This window comes from Bradyrhizobium cosmicum (genome assembly GCF_007290395.2).
Lineage (GTDB): Bacteria > Pseudomonadota > Alphaproteobacteria > Rhizobiales > Xanthobacteraceae > Bradyrhizobium > Bradyrhizobium cosmicum.
Genome location: NZ_CP041656.2, coordinates 5,695,287 through 5,713,982, shown reverse-complemented (window position 1 = coordinate 5,713,982; position 18,696 = coordinate 5,695,287). Strand labels below are relative to the sequence as shown.

At 64.9% G+C, this 18,696-nt stretch carries 17 protein-coding genes; 10 read left to right on the top strand and 7 right to left on the bottom strand.

What is annotated here, in order from left to right:
• Positions 1 to 101: 101 nt before the first annotated feature.
• Positions 102 to 593, bottom strand: a complete 492-nt coding sequence (locus FNV92_RS27400) for a DUF721 domain-containing protein (protein WP_143843776.1) — start codon at positions 591 to 593, stop codon at positions 102 to 104.
• A gap of 122 nt (positions 594 to 715) precedes the next feature.
• On the opposite strand from FNV92_RS27400, the gene mutY reads away from it, so the two are divergent.
• Positions 716 to 1,813 (top strand): A/G-specific adenine glycosylase, encoded by a 1,098-nt coding sequence (mutY, locus tag FNV92_RS27395; RefSeq protein WP_168213541.1) that lies wholly within the window; start codon positions 716 to 718, stop codon positions 1,811 to 1,813.
• A gap of 6 nt (positions 1,814 to 1,819) precedes the next feature.
• On the opposite strand, the gene FNV92_RS27390 is transcribed toward mutY, so the two are convergent.
• Positions 1,820 to 3,805 (bottom strand): sensor domain-containing diguanylate cyclase, encoded by a 1,986-nt coding sequence (locus FNV92_RS27390; RefSeq protein WP_244623633.1) that lies wholly within the window; start codon positions 3,803 to 3,805, stop codon positions 1,820 to 1,822.
• Here FNV92_RS27390 and FNV92_RS27385 point away from each other — a divergent pair.
• Positions 3,783 to 4,202: a PaaI family thioesterase gene (locus tag FNV92_RS27385; protein ID WP_015687950.1), complete on the top strand. Its 420-nt coding sequence runs from the start codon at positions 3,783 to 3,785 to the stop codon at positions 4,200 to 4,202. The two genes, FNV92_RS27390 and FNV92_RS27385, sit on opposite strands and share 23 nt — an antisense overlap.
• A gap of 3 nt (positions 4,203 to 4,205) precedes the next feature.
• Here FNV92_RS27385 and FNV92_RS27380 read toward each other — a convergent pair whose 3' ends face one another.
• A complete protein-coding gene (locus tag FNV92_RS27380; RefSeq protein WP_143843778.1) occupies positions 4,206 to 5,483 on the bottom strand; it encodes a flavin-dependent oxidoreductase in 1,278 nt (425 codons plus the stop codon).
• A gap of 140 nt (positions 5,484 to 5,623) precedes the next feature.
• On the opposite strand from FNV92_RS27380, the gene FNV92_RS27375 reads away from it, so the two are divergent.
• Positions 5,624 to 6,244 carry a glutathione S-transferase family protein gene (locus FNV92_RS27375; protein ID WP_015687948.1) on the top strand — a complete coding sequence of 207 codons (621 nt, stop codon included), beginning with the start codon at positions 5,624 to 5,626 and terminating at the stop codon, positions 6,242 to 6,244.
• Positions 6,245 to 6,414: 170 nt separating this feature from the next.
• Here the strand turns inward: FNV92_RS27375 and FNV92_RS27370 are convergent, their stop codons facing one another.
• Positions 6,415 to 7,338 (bottom strand): LysR family transcriptional regulator, encoded by a 924-nt coding sequence (locus FNV92_RS27370; protein WP_143843779.1) that lies wholly within the window; start codon positions 7,336 to 7,338, stop codon positions 6,415 to 6,417.
• Between the two features lie 91 nt (positions 7,339 to 7,429).
• Here FNV92_RS27370 and FNV92_RS27365 point away from each other — a divergent pair, with 91 nt between their 5' ends.
• The 5 genes from FNV92_RS27365 (at position 7,430) to FNV92_RS27345 (ending at position 13,609) form a co-directional block, all read left to right on the top strand.
• Complete coding sequence (locus FNV92_RS27365) at positions 7,430 to 7,873, top strand: nuclear transport factor 2 family protein (RefSeq protein WP_168213542.1); 444 nt, start codon at positions 7,430 to 7,432, stop codon at positions 7,871 to 7,873.
• Between the two features lie 53 nt (positions 7,874 to 7,926).
• Positions 7,927 to 8,094: a YjiS-like domain-containing protein gene (locus FNV92_RS27360; protein ID WP_143846200.1), complete on the top strand. Its 168-nt coding sequence runs from the start codon at positions 7,927 to 7,929 to the stop codon at positions 8,092 to 8,094.
• A gap of 110 nt (positions 8,095 to 8,204) precedes the next feature.
• Entirely contained in the window at positions 8,205 to 8,789 is a 585-nt protein-coding gene (locus FNV92_RS27355) for a biliverdin-producing heme oxygenase (RefSeq protein WP_143846201.1), read from the top strand.
• Positions 8,786 to 11,329 (top strand): HWE histidine kinase domain-containing protein, encoded by a 2,544-nt coding sequence (locus FNV92_RS27350; protein ID WP_143843781.1) that lies wholly within the window; start codon positions 8,786 to 8,788, stop codon positions 11,327 to 11,329. Before FNV92_RS27355 ends, FNV92_RS27350 begins: the two co-directional genes overlap by 4 nt.
• A 270-nt stretch (positions 11,330 to 11,599) precedes the next feature.
• Entirely contained in the window at positions 11,600 to 13,609 is a 2,010-nt protein-coding gene (locus FNV92_RS27345; protein WP_168213543.1) for a methyl-accepting chemotaxis protein, read from the top strand.
• Between the two features lie 53 nt (positions 13,610 to 13,662).
• Here FNV92_RS27345 and FNV92_RS27340 read toward each other — a convergent pair whose 3' ends face one another.
• Positions 13,663 to 14,349 (bottom strand): glutathione S-transferase family protein, encoded by a 687-nt coding sequence (locus FNV92_RS27340; RefSeq protein WP_143843783.1) that lies wholly within the window; start codon positions 14,347 to 14,349, stop codon positions 13,663 to 13,665.
• A 171-nt stretch (positions 14,350 to 14,520) separates the two neighbouring features.
• The gene (locus FNV92_RS27335; RefSeq protein WP_143843784.1) at positions 14,521 to 15,651 is read right to left on the bottom strand and encodes a site-specific DNA-methyltransferase; all 1,131 of its coding nucleotides are present in this window, start codon (positions 15,649 to 15,651) and stop codon (positions 14,521 to 14,523) included.
• 414 nt (positions 15,652 to 16,065) lie between these two features.
• On the opposite strand from FNV92_RS27335, the gene ypfJ reads away from it, so the two are divergent.
• Together ypfJ and moaB are read left to right on the top strand one after the other, a co-directional pair.
• Positions 16,066 to 16,998 carry a KPN_02809 family neutral zinc metallopeptidase gene (gene ypfJ / locus FNV92_RS27330; protein ID WP_015687939.1) on the top strand — a complete coding sequence of 311 codons (933 nt, stop codon included), beginning with the start codon at positions 16,066 to 16,068 and terminating at the stop codon, positions 16,996 to 16,998.
• A gap of 163 nt (positions 16,999 to 17,161) precedes the next feature.
• Positions 17,162 to 17,725, top strand: coding sequence for a molybdenum cofactor biosynthesis protein B (moaB, locus tag FNV92_RS27325; protein ID WP_015687938.1), 564 nt, complete (start codon positions 17,162 to 17,164; stop codon positions 17,723 to 17,725).
• A gap of 8 nt (positions 17,726 to 17,733) precedes the next feature.
• Here moaB and FNV92_RS27320 read toward each other — a convergent pair whose 3' ends face one another.
• Positions 17,734 to 18,663 carry a bifunctional helix-turn-helix transcriptional regulator/GNAT family N-acetyltransferase gene (locus FNV92_RS27320; RefSeq protein WP_015687937.1) on the bottom strand — a complete coding sequence of 310 codons (930 nt, stop codon included), beginning with the start codon at positions 18,661 to 18,663 and terminating at the stop codon, positions 17,734 to 17,736.
• Positions 18,664 to 18,696: the final 33 nt, after the last annotated feature.

The window sequence follows — 18,696 nt, the reverse complement described above, 5'->3', positions numbered from 1 at the left end:
CGCCCGAAGTTCCAGTTCAGGCGGCCTGTCGCTAGCTTGAAACGTCGTTTGTGGCAATGGCGCGCCGCAAGGACAGGTCCAGATTGACCGCAAAATGAGGCTCAATTTCGCTTGATGGCGGCCCCGAGACGGGCCAGCGCCGTCTTCAGTTCTTCATCTTCGATCTGGCCAAGGCTCTCCGCCACCTTGGCGACGGCCTGCGGGTCCGGGGGGCCGGGCCGCTTCCGGGCCCGGGGCCGCGACAAGGGGGCCTGGCGGAAAGCCAGCTTGCCGACCGCGCTCCAGCCGAAGAAGCGGTTGACCCGCTCCAGGATCACGTCGGCGGAGTGCTGGATCTCCAGCGCCATCGGTCCTTCGACCCGCAGCACCAGGGTTGCCGGCTCTTGCGGCTGGCCTTCGACCGGCCGCGGCCATTGCATTTTGAGCGGCTCGGCATGGGCCGCGATCTCCGGCCCGGCAATCTGCGCCCACCGCGTCACCAGCTCGCGCGAGGCAAAGCCCTGCTTGGCGTAGGCCTCCGCAAAGACGTCGTTGAGCAGCATCGCGAGCGGCTTGGCGCTGATGGGGCCGGGCTTTGGAGGGAATTTGGACATGGACCCTTATAGCACTTCGGGGCGCGACCCACAGGCTCCTCGTCGTGAAGAAAGGCGTGGATGCCCAGGACGAGCGCAGGCCTGACGTGGAGAGATCGGAGCGACATCGCTACAGTGTGAGCATGAGCCACAAATCCGCGCTGAAGGCGAAATCGGAACCCGGTCAGGCGGAGATCTCGTCGCGCCCGATCGCACTGCTTGCCTGGTACGACCGCCATCGCCGTCGTCTGCCCTGGCGCGCGATGCCTGGGGAGGCGTCGGATCCTTACCGGGTATGGCTGTCGGAGATCATGCTGCAGCAGACCACCGTCAAGGCGGTCGGCCCCTATTTCGAGAAATTCGTCGCGCGATGGCCCGACGTCACCGCGCTGGGGCGGGCGTCGCAGGACGACGTGCTGCGGATGTGGGCCGGGCTCGGTTACTACTCGCGCGCGCGAAATCTCCACGCCTGCGCGGTCGCGGTGACGCGAGAGCATGGCGGGGTGTTTCCCGACACCGAGGAAGGCCTGCGCGCGTTGCCGGGGATCGGGCCTTACACGGCAGCGGCGATTGCGGCGATCGCGTTCGATCGTCACACCATGCCGGTCGACGGCAATATCGAGCGCGTGGTGTCGCGGCTCTTTGCCGTTGAAGAAGAACTCCCGCAGGCAAAACCACTGATCCAGCAATTGGCGGCGACGCTGCTCGCCAACTCCCGCGCCGGCGATAGCGCGCAGGCGCTGATGGATCTGGGCTCTTCGATCTGCACGCCGAAGAAGCCGGCCTGCTCGCTGTGTCCGCTGAACGAGGATTGCACCGCGCGGGTAAAGGGAATCCAGGAAAGCTTCCCGCGCAAGGCGCCGAAGAAGAGCGGGACGTTGCGGCGGGGCGCGGCCTTCGTCGTCACGCGCGGTGACGAACTGCTGGTTCGATCCCGTCCCGAAAAGGGCCTGCTCGGCGGCATGACGGAAGTGCCGGGCTCGGACTGGACCGCCGGACAGGACGACGCTGCAGCGAAACAGCAGGCGCCGGCGATGAAAGGGCTGTCGCGCTGGCAGCGCAAGGTGGGCGTCGTCACCCACGTCTTCACGCACTTTCCGCTGGAACTGGTGGTCTACACGGCGAAAGCCGAGGCCCGCACCCGCGCGCCCGTGGGCATGCGCTGGGTGCCGATCGCAACCCTTGCCGGCGAAGCGCTGCCGAACGTCATGCGCAAGGTGATCGCGCACGCGCTCGACTGAAAATCTTCAGGCGGCCCGCGCGGCGCGCTCGTCCTCCGCCGGCATCAGGAAAGTACGGTTGCGCCCGGACGTCTTCGCGACATAGAGGCCCTGATCGGCGCGCTCGATCACATCCTGCACATCGCGGTCACTCTCGTCGAACAGTGCGAGCCCGACGGAAACAGTGATGGGAAGGGCGACATTGCCATGCGTCACTCGCGCGGCCTCAATCGACGTTCTGATGCGGTCGGCGAGCAATACCGCAGTTTCCTGATCGATCTCGCGTAGCAGCACCACGAACTCCTCGCCGCCGAAGCGCGCAGCCTTGTCGGTGGTCCGGATCGACTGGCTGACGATTTCCGCGACGCGCTTGATGGCGTCGTCGCCGGCGGCGTGGCCGTGGGTGTCGTTGATCTTCTTGAAATGATCGATATCGATCATCAACGTCGCCATGTTGCGCTTGTAGCGGCGGCAGTACGCGACGGCGTCGTCGGCAATTGCGAGGAAGGAGCGGCGGTTCATCAGGCCGGTCATGAAGTCGGTGTCGGCAAGCTGGCGCAGCTTCAGCATGTCCTCCTGGAGCTGGATCGCGTTCTCGGTTGCACGCAGTTCGGCTTCCTTGGTGCGCTCCTCGGCAAGGCCGATGCGGCGCAGCAGCGAGCGCAGCGCGCGCGAGAGCTGGACCACCTCGGCAGAGCCGCGCTGCCGCGCGAGCATGGTCGGGCCGTGAGCGCGCCCGATGCGATCGGCTTCCCTGGTAAAGGCGATAATCGGGGCGGCGATCCGGCGCGATACCAGCACGGCCAGCGATAGAGCGAGGATGGCCGTGGCGGCGCCAATCGCCAGAATCATCTGCGCCGACGAGATTGCTGCTGCGAGTGCCACGCTCGCCGGCTGACTCGCGGTGACGATCCAGTTCAGGCCCTGATAGTCGCGGTGACCCTTGCCGACGTGGAATGCGGTCAGCATCTGCTGGCCATTCTCGGTTTCCCTGAATGTACCCGCGCCGGCCTTCACGATGCGGGCGAGTTCATCGCCGCCATAGCGGATGGTCTCTTTCTGCGCACCCAACAGGACCATGCCGCCTTTGCTGAGGATGGACAGCGTCGCTTCGGCGTTGCCGTCATTGGCCTCGACGTCCTTGATCAAATTGCTCGCCCAATCCCAGTTCAGATGACCGCCGAGCACGCCGAGGAGATCGCCGTTGGTGTCACGGACGGGAATGGCGATGTCGACGAAGCGGTAGGGCTCACGATTGGCGCGTTGTGTCAGGAGCGATGACAGCAGCACGGCCTCATGGACGTCGCCGACGGCGTCTCGTTCTAACCCCTGCTTGAACCAGGGGCGGGCGGCCACGGACTTGCCTTGAAGGAGGCCGCCGGTGGCGGCGACAACGGTGCCGTTGACGTCGGCGAAGCCAATCCAGGCGAATTCAGAGAATGAGCGCTGGAGGCCTTCCAGCGAGCTGCGCAAGGCCGCCGGATCACCCTGCCACTGTGTTTGCATCGGCTGCATCTCCGCGAACAGCTTCATCTCCTGCTGGCGCGTTGCCATGAAGCGATCGAGCCGCCCGGAGGCCGTCGACGCTGTTCCCGTGAGGCTGTTCTCGACGAGCGCGGCAGTGTTTCTGTAGCTGATGAGGGCAGCACCGGCCGCGAGTGTGCCCACGAGCACGATGGACATGACGGCCACGGCCGCAGCAATCTGCGTCCTCACGGTCAGCTGGTCTTCAACCGCGTGCAGACGGTTTGCGACCTGCTGCAAAAGGGCTTGCATGGGTAGAGCTCCGGTTAGGCCGTCCCTGATGCCATGTGGTAACTGCCAACCGCTTACCGGCGGATTGCCCTTTGGATCCTTGGTTGAGAAAGCCTGAACAATCGTCCACGTCGCAGATGCGTTGTTCCCGTGATGTTGCCCCGCGGCGTGTGCCGCCTGCTGACGCTGCCCTGTCAGCAGGCCTACGCTATGAACGGCCGCAACGGAGGTCCGAATGGTGAAGACCGCGCTCGACAATTTTCGTAGGCCGCCTTGTGCGGAATTGCTCGGATGGCGCCTGCTGGACGCCCGTCCGGACGAAGGCTGGATCAGGCTCGGCTTCGAGGGCAAGCCGGAGTTCTGCAACCCCGCCGGCTTCATCCAGGGCGGCATGCTCTCGGCCATGCTCGACGATACGATGGGGCCTGCGGTGCTGGTGATGAGCGAGGGCCGGCTCTACACCACAACCATCAGCATGACCGTGAATTTCCTCAGCCCCGCAAAGCCCGGCCCGATCATCGGCGAGGCGAAGGTGACGCAACTCGGCAAGACCATCGCGTTCGTCGAGGCCAGGCTGATGGCGGAAGACGGCACGGTGCTGGCCACGGCCAGCGCGAGCGAGCGGCTGCTGGAAGCGGCGAGGGTGGTGCGGTAGCCTTTACGTGCCCGCGCGCGCGTCCTTGCTCACGATCGGCGGCTTCGCATTCAGCGCTTCGACCTGGAATCCCGCGACGCGCTTGTAGTTCGCGGCGACGTCTTCCAGCTCCTGTTGCGACAGCACGTCGGTGACGATGTTGTAGCCGTCAGGCGCGCGCTCCTCGACGAGCTGCATCACCTGCTCGGGGCCGTTCTTGCGGTTGAGCAGCACGAGGTCGGTGGTCGCCGGCCGCCGCTCGGCCTCATAGGCCAGCAGCGCCGCCTGCGTCGGTCCATGCGCGAGGATCTCGCGCGTGATGGTGCGAGCATCGAGGATCGCCTGCGAGGCGCCGTTCGAGCCGATCGGGTACATCGGGTGCGCGGCATCGCCCATCAGCGTGACCTTGCCGAAGGTCCATTGCGAGACCGGATCGCGGTCGACCAGCGGATATTCGTAGGCGTGCGGGCAGTTCCTGATCAGGCCGGGCACGTCGAGCCAGTCGAACTGCCAGCTCTCGAACCAGGGCAGAAACTCCTCCAGCCGCGCGGTGCGGTTGTAGTCCTCGCGCCGCCACTGATAGGTCGGCGGCATGTGGCGCTCGGCGACCCAGTTGATGAGCAGGTTCCCGTTTGCATCCGGCGCCTTGCTGATGGGATAGCAGACGAATTTCAGGATCTCGTGGCCGGCCATGATCATGGTGCGGCCGGTGAGGAATGCCTTTGACGGCGTGACGCCGCGCCAGAGGATGCGGCCGTTCCAGATCGGCGGTCCCTCGTTGGGATAGAGCTTTTCTCGTACGGCGGAATGAATGCCGTCGGCGGCGATCAGGATTTGCCCTTCGTAGGTGCCAGCTGCCTTGCCGCTCGCCTTGTTGATGAAGTCGGCGCGCACGCCGTTGGCCGTCTCGGTCCATCCGGTCAGGTGATGGCTGGTCAGAATGTTCTCGCGGCCGAGCCGCTCGACCGCGGTGTCGAGCAAGATCTGCTGCAGCGTGCCGCGATGGATCGAGAATTGCGGCCATTTGTAGCCGGCCTCGAGCCCGCGCGGCTCGCTCCAGATCGGCTTGCCGTGCTTGGAGAAATAGGCGAGCTCGCGGGTGCGGACGCCGCTGGCATCGAGCTTGTCCATCAGCCCGAGCTCGATCAGCTCGCGCACCGCATGCGGCAGCACGTTGATGCCGACGCCGAGCGGCTTCAGCTCGCCCACGCTCTCGAACACTTTTACGGGAACGCCGATGCCGTGCAGGCTGAGCGCGAGCGTCAGCCCGCCGATGCCGCCACCGGCGATGAGTACGGTCATGACAAAACCCCTCCGATTGCGGGCGTCTTGGCACAGGCGGGCGGCAGTGGGCAACTGCGAAGAGCAAAGCACGTAGAATAGCGTGCTATAGACCGTAGGGACGACAGCCGTTATTTTCCAGCTTTCCCATGAGGTCAGACATGCTCAAGCTCTACTACGCCACCGGGACCTGCGCGCTCGCCACCTACATGACCCTGGAGGAGGCCGGCGCCGACTACACGGCTGAACGGCTGAGCTTCAAGGACAGCCAGCAGACCAGTCCGGACTATCTCGCCATCAACCCGAAGGGGCGCGTGCCTGCGCTGGTGACCGATCGGGGGGTCCTTACCGAGACGCCGGCGATGCTGGCCTACATCGCGCAGACCTTCCCCAAGGCGAAGCTTGCGCCGCTGGACGATCCCTTCGACTTCGCCCAGGTGCAGTCGTTCAACTCCTATCTCTGCTCGACCGTGCACATCAATCATGCCCACAAGATGCGCGGCGCGCGCTGGGCGACCCAGGAGAGTTCGTTCGCCGACATGAAGGCGATGGTCCCCAAGACCATGGCCGCCTGCTTCGCCCTGATCGAGCAGAAGATGTTCAAGGGGCCCTGGGTGATGGGCGATCAATTCACGATCTGCGATCCCTATCTCCACACGCTCTCGCTCTGGCTCGAAGGCGACAGCGTCGACATCAACGCCACGCCGAAGATCGCCGACCACTTCAAGCGCATGTCGGACCGCCCCGCCGTGCGTAAGGTGATGGACGCGCAGAAGGCGTAACAAACTCGGTGTCGTCCCGGGCAAGCGTAAGCGCAGACCCGGGACCAGCTCGGTCGTAGTGCCGAGCGACCGGTCTTCGTCAAACTACACCCTGGGGCTATGGGTCCCGGATCAGCGCTCCGCTTCGCTGCGCTTGTCCGGGACGACACCATTTGTTTTGAAGCTGTGTCCTACCCAGCACGCCGTTCTTTCTTCTCCAGCTCCCGGCCCGTCTCCAGCATCAGCCGCCGCAGCCAGATCGAGCCGGGGTCCATCTGCGCGCGGGTCGGATGGAACATGAACTGCTCGTCGATGCCAGGGTCGAGCGGCGGCTTCACCGTGACGAGGCCGAATTGCTTGGACAGCGCCGCGATCAGCCGGCGCGGCACGAAGGCGACGAGATCGGTGCGGGCGGCGACGTGCAGCGCTTCGAGATAGCCCGACACCACCAGCGAAATATGCCGCTCGATGCCCTTGGCTCGCAGCCAGGTGTCGATCAGATCCTCGGGCTGTCCGCGAATGATCACGCCGACATGGCGCGCGGCCAGGAAGGTCTCGCGCCGCATTAGTTTCGCGGCTTGCGGATGGCCGTGCCGCACCGCCAATGCGTCGCTGTCGGTATAGAGCAGTTGGCGATGAAAACCCTTGAAGGCATTGCCGATCGAGATCACGAAATCGATGGTGCGGGCGAACTCGGCGTGAAAGATCGCTGGCCCCCGCCACGGCACGACATCGATGCGGACATTGGGCGCTGCCCGCGTCACCTTCTCCATCAGCGGCGGCATCAACAGCTCGACCGCGAGATCCGGCATCATCAGGCGGAACTGCCGCTCGCTGCGCACGGCGTCAAACTCCTCCGGCACGAACAGCCCGCGCACCTGGTCGAGCGCCTGTGCCAGCGGCGCGCGTAGCGCCTGTGCCCGCGGCGTCAGCTCCATTCGCGCGCCGGTGCGCACCAGAAGCGGGTCGCCAAAAATGTCGCGCAGGCGCTGCAGCGCGTGGCTCGTTGCCGGCTGCGAAAGGCCGATTCTCATGGCCGCGCGGCTGACACTGGCCTCGCGCAGCAGTGCGTCGAGTGCGGTCAGCAGGTTCAGGTCGAGCGAATGCAAATTCATGAGATGAATAGATATCATATTCATTATCGATTTGAAGAATGATCGTCGGCCCGCGATGATCTCCGTGTTGCCACCAAACGGAGATGCCGCCATGAGCGCGAGCGCCAACAAGATACTGATGCAGGATATCTTCGCCGCCGCCGCCGATCCCGATCCGGCCGCACGCGACCGCGCTTTGTTCACCGCAAGCCTTGCCGACGACGCCAGATGGGTCGTGACCGGCCAGTATTCCTGGTCGCGCACTTTTTCCGGCAAGCAGGCGATCCTCAACGATCTGCACGCCTATGTGCGCACCCGCCTGGCCGACCGGACCCGGACGGTGGCCCACCGCTTCGTCGCCGACGGCGACGTCGTCGTGGTGGAGGCCAAGGGCGACAACGTCACGCCGGAGGGCGTCCGCTACGACAATGACTATTGCCTGGTGTTTCGTTTCGAGGACGGCAAAATCAAGGAGATCCGGGAATACTGCGACTCGATCCTGACCGAGAAGGCGCTCGGTCCGTTTCCGCAAACGTCGGCAAGGGCTGGGGGCTGACCGGGTTGGACGACGTCGCTTCCGCCGGCCGGGCCTGTTCGCTACCGCGACCGATGGTCATACGCGCTTGGCGGACGCTGATGGACATCATGCGGATCAGGCAGGAGCGGTCCCGGGCCCGCTATCAGCTCGCAGCCATGACTGAACGGGAGCTGCTGGACTGCGGGATGAGCCGGTCCGAGATCGAGTACGAGCTGAGGAGGCCCCGTCGGCGGCGATAGGGACACGCCGGTCCCAATTTTGATGCGTGGCGGGAACCTTTGGGTTTCCGCCGGCGTTTGGTCGGTTCCGGGGCAATAGTGCCCACGGTATTGCGCGCGTCGGGAATTTCATGCTGGCTGGGGCTTCGGACGTTTCGACACATGTGGGCCGCAGCTTCCCCGGATTCCGCGAAAGATTAAGAGACGCCACTGCGACGGCGCACCGGGACCTCGATGCGCAGCTGACGTCGTTCGATCTTGCCGCCTTGTCCGGCTATCGTCGTTTTCTGCAAGCCAGTGCCGGCGCGCTTCTGCCGCTCGAGGCGGCGCTCGTCGACGCTGGCGTTGCCAGAATGTTTCCTGATTGGCCGGTCCGGTCGCGCAGCGCCGCGATTACGGCAGATCTCGGACGGCTCGGCAGCGCCGCGCAATCCATGGTGCGGGTGCAGCCCCTGACGCGTAGCGGCGTGCTCGGCACGATGTATGTGCTGGAGGGCTCCCGGCTCGGCGCCAAATTCCTCCTGAAGACGGTGGCCGACGCGGCGGATCCGCGCATCGGTGAGGCCACCACCTATCTCGCCCATGGCGCCGGCCAGTGGCTCTGGCAGAGCTTCCTGACGAAGCTTGAAGCCGAACAGGCCTGCGACGAGGACGAAGCGATCGAATCGGCGAGCGCGGCTTTCGCCGCGTTCGAGCAGGCGGCGGACCGCGCATGAACGAGGCGGTCGATCTCACCAATTGCGATCGCGAGCCGATCCACATTCCCGGCAGCGTGCAGCCGTTCGGCTTCCTGCTGACGCTGCTGTCCGATTTCACCATCTGCATGGGGTCGGCCAATGTCGGCAGCTTTCTTGGCGTCGAGCTTTCCGATCTTCTGCGGCGACCGATCGCCGATGTCTTTTTACCAGCCGCGATCGAGACGATCCGCAACCGTGTCGACCAGCTGAGCGGTCCCGACGCGACCGAGCGCGTGTTCGGCGTCGAGATCCAGCCCGGCAAGCCGCTCTACGATCTGTCGATCCATTTCTCAGGCGTCTATCTCGTCGTCGAGGCCGAGCCCAGCGTGATCGAGCCCGGCGTCAATTCCGGCGAGCTCGTGCGCCTGATGCTTGAACGTGTCCGCAAGACCCGCGGCATGACGGAGCTCGCCCGCGAAGCGGCGCGCCAGCTCAAGGTGCTCACGGGCTTCGACCGCGTCATGGTCTACCAGTTTCACCCGGACGGATCGGGCGAGGTGATCGCGGAAGCCGCGGAAGCCGGGCTCGAACGGTTTCTCGGGCTGCACTACCCGGCGTCCGACATCCCCAGGCAGGCGCGCATCCTCTACGAGCGAAACTGGCTGCGCATCATCGCCGACATCAACGCCAAGCCGGCCGCGCTGTTCTCGACTGCCACGCACAATGCGGGTCTGCTGGATCTCTCAATGAGCGTGCTGCGCTCGGTCTCGCCAATCCACATCGAATATCTGCGCAACATGGGCGTCGGCGCGTCGATGTCGGTGTCGATCCTGCGCGATGGCAAGCTCTGGGGTTTGTTTGCCTGCCATCATTACTCGCCGCGCTACATCTCGTTCGAGAAGCGCACGGCCTCCGAGCTGTTCGGTCAGATGTTCTCCTGGATCGTCGAGGGACGGGAGCGTGAAGGTGGTGTCGCCTACGAGGCTCGCGCCCACAAGGTCCAGGAGCGGTTGATCGAGACCGCCGCGACCCATGAACACAGCCGCCGCGCGATCGTCGATTTCGTCGGCGACTATCGCAAGATGATCGAATGCGACGGCGTCGCGGTCTGGTCCGACAACAAGATCACGCTCGACGGCGAGACGCCGACCGAGGAGGAGGTGAAGGAGCTCGTCACCTTCATCAACCGGACTTCGCCGGGGCGGATCTTCGCCAGCGCCGAAATCGCCAAGGTCTACGCGGCCGGCCAGTCCTTCCGGGACCGGGCCGCGGGCTTCCTCGCCATCCCGATCTCGCGGACCCCGCGCGATTGCCTGATCTTCTTCCGGCGCGAGGTGCTGCGGTCGGTCAACTGGGCCGGCGCCCCCGAGAAGGTCTACCAGGAGGGCCCGAACGGGCCGCGCCTGACGCCGCGCAAGAGCTTCGAGCTCTGGCAGGAGACCGTGGCAGGCCAGTCGAAGCCGTGGTCGGCGGCCGATATCCGCATCGCCGAGAGTCTTCGCGTCACATTGCTCGAGGTGATCCTGCAACTGTCCGATCTCGCCGCCCGTGAGCGCCGCGGCGCCCAGGAGCGGCAGGAGCTGATGATCGCCGAGCTCAATCACCGCGTCCGCAACATCCTCAGCCTGGTCCGCGCGCTGGTGGCGCAGAGCAAGGACACTGCCAAGAACGTCGAGGAGTTCGCCAGCGTGCTCGGCGGCCGCATCCAGGCGCTGGCACGCGCCCACGACCAGATCACCAATCTCAACTGGGCGCCGGTGGCGCTGCGCACGCTGCTCGAATCCGAGGCCGGCGCCTATCTCGGCGCGCGCGCGGACCGGGTGAGGATCGAGGGACCGGATGTGTCGCTCGACCCCCGGGCGTTCGCGACGCTGGCTCTGGTGGTCCACGAGATGATGACCAATTCCGCAAAATACGGCGCGCTCGCCGATTCCACCGGTCAGGTCGAGGTGGTGTGGCGCGTGGACCCGAATTCGAACCTGGAGATCGAGTGGAAGGAGAGCGGCGGTCCGCCGGTGCAGCCGCCGTCGCGCCGCGGCTTCGGGACCACCATCATCGAACGCTCCGTGCCGTTTGACCTCAAGGGCGAGGCCGAGATTCGCTTCGACCTGCTCGGGGTGCAGGCGAAGTTCGTCATTCCACCAAACTTCGTCGAGTTGATGCCAGCCATCGCAGGAGCCGCAATGCGCGTCGAGGAACAGCAATCCACCCGTCCGCGCATTTCCGACACGGCGTTGATCGTCGAGGACAATCTCATCATCGCCATGGCGGCGGAGGTCATTCTGCTCGATCTCGGCGCCCGCCACGTCGACACCGCGGCGAGCGTCGACCAGGCGCTGCGCGCGATCGAGCGCGCGCGGCCGAGCTTCGCATTGCTCGATCTCAACCTCGGCAGCGAGAACAGCATCAAGGTGGCGCAGAAGCTGAAGGAGATCGGCGTGCCCTTCATCTTCGCGACCGGCTATGGCGAGCGCGCGCCGATCCCGGCGGATCTGGCCTCGGCGCCGGTGGTTCAGAAGCCCTATACGCTGGAAGTGGTCGAGCACGCACTCGGCAAATTGGTGCCTGCGGGCAGCTAGCAAACGTTCACCCGACGGGGTTTGCAGCGGGCTGCATACACATGCGGAGGTGCGCCGCGTCCTTGCGCAACTGTCCATAAAATCAGCAAACATTGCGCCATTCGCTGCGAGTCTGCGCGAAAATTTGGAAGGTTCAATTAACGAGTGTCCCGCATTGTGTCGCAGTGCAGCGTGGGTCGCCGAAACGACTCGCGGCTGCCAGGGTGGCTGTGACGATCGCCTGACGCGTTCGGCCGCTCGAATTCACATGCTTTTGGGTGGACAGTGGGAATGCCGAACTTTCGTTTGCGGATCAGGGGACGCCTGTACGCTGGTTTCATGGCCTTGGTGGCGGTTGGTCTCGTGATGGCGGTGGTTGCCGTCTGGAATTTGAAGGCGGTTCAGGACCAGGTCACAAGGCAATCCGCCCTGTCCGACAGCACCGCGCGGGTCCTGGAAATCTCAACCCATCTCCAGGCGATCCAGCGCGCCAATCTGCGCTACGTGTACGATGCCAACGAAGCTGCGATGCGCGAGGCGGCAGAACGGGAGGCCGCGGCGACCGAATTGTTGCAGGTCGGCGCCAAGACGACGCAGTCTGCGGAGCGGCAGAAGCTCTATAACGATCTGATCGACGACATCGCAAAGATGCGACGGTTGCGTGACAATCTCGGGGACGCCGTCAACGAGGCGAGAACCGGCAAGGCGACGTTGCTGCCGAGCGGGGAGGACCTGACCGCCAAGATGGCCAAGCTGGTCGATACGGCGCGCGCTGCCGTCGATGAGGATACTGCGGCCCTGGTCACGGACCTGGAAACCAGGATCCTCCTGGTTCGGATCGCCAACTGGCGATTCCTGGCCTTGCGCGATACTCAGGGGCCGGCGAATTTCAGGGCGAGTGTGGACAGGGCGGCACAACGGCTCGCGGGGATCGAAAAGAGCCCGCAGGCGAACGAATTGCGAGCCACGCTCGCGCCGGTCAGGACCTCGCTCGGCATCTACAAATCCGCGTTCGAGACCACGTCCGCCGCGATGCTCCAGGCCGACGAGATCTACCACAAGAACCTCGCACCCCTCATCGTCGACAGCATCGCCAAGCTCAAGGTCGTGGAAGCCGCCTTGAAGAAGGAGCACAAGGATTCCCGCGCCGCCGCCGAAGCGGTCATCGAGGGGACGACGACGATCCAGCAGATCGCAGGCGGGCTCGCCATCCTGTTTGGCGTGATCGTCGCCTTCCTGATCGCCCGCAGCATCGTCGGTCCGCTGACTTCGATGACGCGCGCGATGGGGATGCTTGCCGGCGGCAATCTCGAGGTCGAGATCCCCGGTCGCGGCAAGGCCGACGAGATCGGCGACATGGCCAAGGCGATCGAGGTGTTCAAGACCAACATGATCGACACCGAGCGCATGCGCGCGGAGCAGAGCGATGTCGAGGCGCGTCAGGCGGAAAGCCGCAAGGCGGACATGGTCCGGCTCGCCGATCAGTTCGAGCAGGCGGTTGGCGAGATCGTGAACACCGTATCGTCGGCGTCGCACCAGCTCGAGGCGTCCGCCGGGACGCTCACATCGACCGCGACGCGTGCACAGGACCTGTCCACCGAGGTCGCCTCTGCCTCGCAGGAAGCCACGGCCAATGTGCAGGCCGTTGCTTCCGCGACCGAAGAGCTGTCCTCCTCGGTCAGCGAGATCGCGCGCCAGGTGCAGGAATCCGCGCGCATCGCCAGCGACGCCGTCGGCCAGGCGAGCAGGACAAATGAACGCGTCGGTGAGCTCTCCAAGGCGGCAGCCCGCATCGGCGACGTGGTCGAGCTGATCAGCACCATCGCCGGCCAGACCAACCTGCTGGCGCTGAACGCCACCATCGAGGCCGCGCGCGCCGGCGACGCCGGCCGGGGCTTTGCCGTGGTCGCTTCCGAGGTCAAGGCGCTGGCCGAGCAGACTGCGAAGGCGACCGGCGAGATCGCCCAGCAGGTCTCCGGCATCCAGGCCGCGACCGAGGAGTCGGTCGGCTCCATCCGGGAAATCAGCGGCACCATCGCGCGGCTGTCGGAAATCTCGTCGACGGTTGCGGCGGCGGTGGAAGAGCAGGGCGCCGCCACGCAGGAAATCTCTCGCAACGTCCAGCAGGCCGCTCACGGCACGCAGCGGGTGTCGACCAATATCGGTGACGTGCAGCGCGGCGCGTCCGAGACCGGCTCGGCCTCCTCGCAAGTGCTCTCGGCGGCGCGCTCGCTGTCTTCCGACAGCAACCGGCTGAAGCAGGAAGTCGCCAGGTTCCTGAACTCGGTCCACGCCGCCTAGAAAAGCCAGAGGCCACGCGCATGCGCGTGGCCTCTCATAGCGGCGCGATGAGATCAGGCGACCTTGGTTGCCAAGTGCCTGAACATGTTGGCGCGGGCCTCGTCGTCCATCTCGGCCTTGAAGGTGAACTTGTCCTTCAGCGCGATCGCGCGCGCCGCAGCCGGCCGCGCCGAGATCTCGTCCACCAGCCGCTTCACGTTCGGGTATCGCGCAAAGGCGTCGTCGCCGAGCTTGAACGGCACCATCCGCGCCCAGCCCCACAGCGCCATGTCGACGATCGAATAGCTGTCGCCGACCATATAGCGGCCGCCTTCGAGGTGACCGTCGAGAATCTTGTAATGGCGATCGGTCTCGTACTGATAGCGGTTATGGGCGTAGTCGTGGTTCTGCTCCTTCGGCGCGAAGTGCTTGAAGTGCACGGCCTGGCCTGAATAGGGCCCGACGCCGGTGGCGATGAACATCAGCCAAGACAGCGTCTCGCCGCGCACGCTGGCGGCGGGCAGGAACTTGCCGGTCTTCTCGGCGAGATAGAGCAGGATGGCGTTGCTGTCGAAAACAATCGTGCCGCCGTCGTCGATCGCCGGCACCTTGCCGTTTGGATTGATCTTCAGATAGTCCGGCGCGAACTGTTCGCCCTTGCGGGTGTCGATCTTGACCGGCTCGTAGGGCAGGCCAGCCTCTTCCAGAAAAAGCGCGACCTTGGTCGGGTTCGGCGATCCGTTGAAATAGAATTTGAGCATCGAGCATCTCCCTAGAGTTGGCGGCCGAGAGCGGACGCGGCCTCGTTGCCGCGAGGCACTCTTCTCTTGCCCGAACCTTGTCCGGAGACGCAACCGGCGAGATTGCCGTGCGGCATCTGCACGCCGCGCAGGTCAGCCGGCGTAACAAAGGCCAATGGTCGACGTAGAAGCCTATTCCGCCGCCATGCCGGCGCGGATCTCGGCGCGGAGCTCGTCGATCAGCTTGAGGCCCTTCTTGGTCTCGATATGCCAGAAAGTCCAGCCATTGCAGGCTTGCGCGCCTTGCGCCACGGCGCCCATGCGGTGGATCGAGCCGACCTTGTCGCCGAACATGATGGCGCCGTCGGCACGGACCAGCGCGCCGAACTTCTTCTTGGCGTCGAACAGCTTTGCGCCGGGCATGATCATGCCGCGTTCGATCAGTTCGGAGAACGCCACGCGCGGGGCTTCGCGCGCGGTCATGAACGGGGCGAGGCTTGCTTCCGGCAGCGGCTCGACCGCGGCAATGCGGGCTTCCGCGGCCTTGGCGTAGGTCTTGTCGCGCTCGAAGCCGATATAGGAGCGGCCGAGGCGCTTTGCGACCGCGCCGGTGGTGCCGGTGCCGTTGAAGGGATCGATCACGAGGTCGCCGGGCTTCGACGACGACAGCAGCACGCGCGCGAGCAGGCCTTCAGGCTTCTGCGTCGGATGCACTTTCTTGCCGTCGGCGCCCCTGAGGCGCTCCTCGCCGGTGCAGAGCGGGATCAGCCAGTCGGAGCGCGCCTGCACGTCCTCGTTCGCGGCCTTCAGCGCCTCGTAATTGAACGTGTAGCCCTTGGCCTTCTCGTCGCGCGCGGCCCAGATCATGGTCTCGTGCGCATTGGTGAAGCGGCGGCCGCGGAAATTCGGCATCGGATTCGACTTGCGCCAGACGATGTCGTTCAGGAGCCAGAAGCCGAGGTCCTGCATGATCGCGCCGACGCGGAAGATGTTGTGATAGGAGCCGATCACCCAAATCGTCGCCGACGGCTTCATCGCGCGGCGGGCGGCAAGCAGCCAGGCGCGGGTGAAATCGTCGTAGGCAGAGAATGAATCGAACTTGTCCCAGTCGTCGTTGACGGCATCGACATGGGATTCGTCGGGGCGCTTGAGATCACCCTTGAGCTGGAGGTTGTAGGGAGGATCTGCGAACACCAGATCGACCGAACCAGCCTGAAGCTTCGACATCTCGGCGACGCAATCACCGAGGATGATGCGATGCGACGAAGACTCGAAATTTGTGCGGGGCGCCCTTGCAGACGCCCCGCGACGCGACTCTACCATGACTCAAGAACTCTGACTCAGGCGACGCTGTCGGCGACGCGGGACCAAACAACCGACTGACCGTTACAATGAAGCGGCAAAGTAAAAATCGACTTAACCCGCTACTTTTGTAAGCAGGCCTCGTATCGCGCGTTGGGCGTGGTTCGTTGCGCATATTCGCCGAGTTTTGCAGCGTATTTCGCGCTTCTTCGCGCTGCGGGAGTGGCCCGAGCACCGGAAAGACTCCAAATCTCTCTCGGAAAAAACTGCACGACCCTCGGAAAAAATTGCTGGCATCGGCATGCCGCCGCACTAGGCAATTTTTGCCGACCACGATATTGATAAAGGCAACGGAAATTTTACGTATGTGGCGCGTTGAGCTTTCGCGCTCCTGCGCGCCAGATTGACGCCATCAAGGACTTGAGGGAAGCCGCCATGCGCTACGATGATTTCCGCCGCAGCGACGACATCGAGGATCGTCGCGATGATGGCGGCGGCGGCGGTGGCGGAGGCGGGTTCGGCCTGCCGATGGGCGGCGGCGGGCTCGGCATCGGCACCATCATCGTGCTCGGCCTGATCGGCTATGCCTTCGGGATTGATCCGCGCATCCTGATCGGCGGCGCCGAGATCCTCACCGGCGGCGGCCAGGCGCCCTCCTACCAGACCGACCGCCAGTCGACCTCCGCCAAGCGCGGCGCGCCGACCGACGAGATGGGCAGCATGATCTCCGGCATCCTCGGCGAGATCGACGACCGCTGGAGCGAGATCTTCCAGGCCAGCGGCCAGAATTACACCGGTCCGAAGATCGTCCTGTTCCGCAATGCCACCAATGGCGGTCGGTGCGGCATGGCGCAGTCGGCGATGGGGCCGTTCTATTGTCCGCCCGACCGGACCATCTTCCTCGACACCGGCTTCTTCCGGGAGGTCGAGACGCGCTTTCGCGGTTGCTCCGGCAAGTCGGCATGCGACTTCACCACCGCCTACATCATCGCGCACGAGGCCGGCCATCACATCCAGAACCTGCTCGGCATCATTCCGCGCGTGACGCGGATGCAGCAGCAGGCCGGCAGCAAGGCCGAGGCCAACGCGCTCCAGGTGAAGGTGGAGCTGCAGGCCGACTGCCTGTCCGGCGTCTGGGTCAATCGCGAGGCGAAGAAGCGGCCGAACTTCCTCGAGCCGGGCGACATCGACGCCGCGCTGACCACGGCCAGCGCGATCGGCGACGACACGCTGCAGCGCCAGTCCACCGGACGCGTCGTGCCCGATTCCTTCACCCACGGCTCGGCGGCGCAACGCAAGCAGTGGTTCATGACCGGCTACCAGCAGGGCACGGTGCAGGCCTGCAACACGTTCGGCAGCGGATCGTAGGAGTTATCCGTCATCCTGAGGTGCTCGCCTCTTGGCGAGCCTCGAAGGATGGCGAGCCCGTAACCCATGCTTCGAGGCGCGCTTGCGCGCGCACCTCCCGAGCGAACGCGAATGCGTTCGTCCGGGGATGACGGCGGTGGGTTGGGAAAGAAAGTGTGACGCAATGGCCTCCATCGACGAAACGAAGCAGTTCATCCCGCTCAACATCGCGGTGCTCACCGTCTCCGACACGCGCGCGCTCGCCGATGACAAGTCCGGTCAGACGCTAGCCGATCGTCTCACCGAGGCGGGCCATCATCTTGCCGCGCGCGAGATCGTCACCGACGATGTCGAGGCGATCCGGGCCGTGATCCGCCGCTGGATCGCGGATGCCGGCATCGACGTCGTCATCACCACCGGAGGCACCGGCTTCACCGGGCGCGATGTCACGCCGGAAGCGATCGAGCCCTTGTTCGAGAAGCGCATGGACGGCTTTTCGATCGCCTTCCACATGATGAGCCACGCCAAGATCGGAACGTCGACGATCCAGAGCCGCGCCACCGCGGGCGTTGCGGGCGCGACCTACATCTTCTGCCTGCCCGGTTCGCCCGGCGCCTGCCGCGACGGTTGGGACGGCATCCTCAAACCCCAGCTCGACTACCGCACGCGTCCCTGCAATTTCGTCGAGATCATGCCGCGGCTGGACGAGCATCTGCGCAGGCCCAAGGCGCAGGGCGCGACGGTGTAGTTGGACCGTCAGAGATCCCGCTCCCAGGTCTCGCCCACCAGATCTTGCCCGAAGCTGTGATGCGGCTCAGTGGCAACCAGCCTGAAACCCGCACTTTGATAGATGCCGCGTGCGGCGACCAGGATGCTCTGGGTCCACAGCGTCATCCTGCTGTAGCCTCGCTCGCGAGCGCCCTGGATGCATTGCTCGACCAGCGCGCGGCCGACCCCGAGCCCGCGCGCTTTCTTCTCGACCTGCAACAGGCGGAGCTTGGCGATCTCGTCCGTGGCCTTGACCAGAAAGATCGAGCCGATCGGCTCGCCACCGGCTTCCGCGATCCAGCAGTGCTCACGCGCCGGGTCGTAGTTCTTGATGAAATGCGCGCAGATCTCGGCGACGAGCGCCTCGTAGCTGATGTCCCAGTTGTAATCCGCGGCATAGGCGGCGGCCTGCCGCGAGATGACCCAGCCCATGTCGCCGACGCGGTGGCTGCGCAGCATGAACGCTGCGGGCTGGCTTCGCCGCGGCTCCAGCACGTCCTCGATGGTCGCCATGGCTTGCGTGAGCCGCGTCGCATCGCCGGCCGAAAGCGGAGCCAGCATTGCGGCGACCTCGTTTTGCGAGCCGAGGTTCAGCTTGGCGAAGGTCTGGCGTCCCTTGGCGGTGAGGCTGAGCTGGTATTGCCGGCGGTCTGCGGGCAGGGGCCTTCGCGTGATCAGTCCCTTCTCCTCGAAGCTCTGGACGATGCGGCTGAGATAGCCGGGATCCAGACCAAGCTCGTTTCCGATCTCTTTTGCCGCAAGGTCGTCGCGATGCGCGAGCTCGTAGAGCACGCGGGCTTCGCTGAGCGAAAACGGACTCTTGCCGAGATGCTGGTCGAGCACGCCAAGCTTGCGGGTGTAAAACCGGTTGAAGGCGCGCACCGCTGCGATGTGGTCGTCGGTACCGTTGGTCGGCATGGTTCACCTCGATACTTGCCATAGTCAAATAAT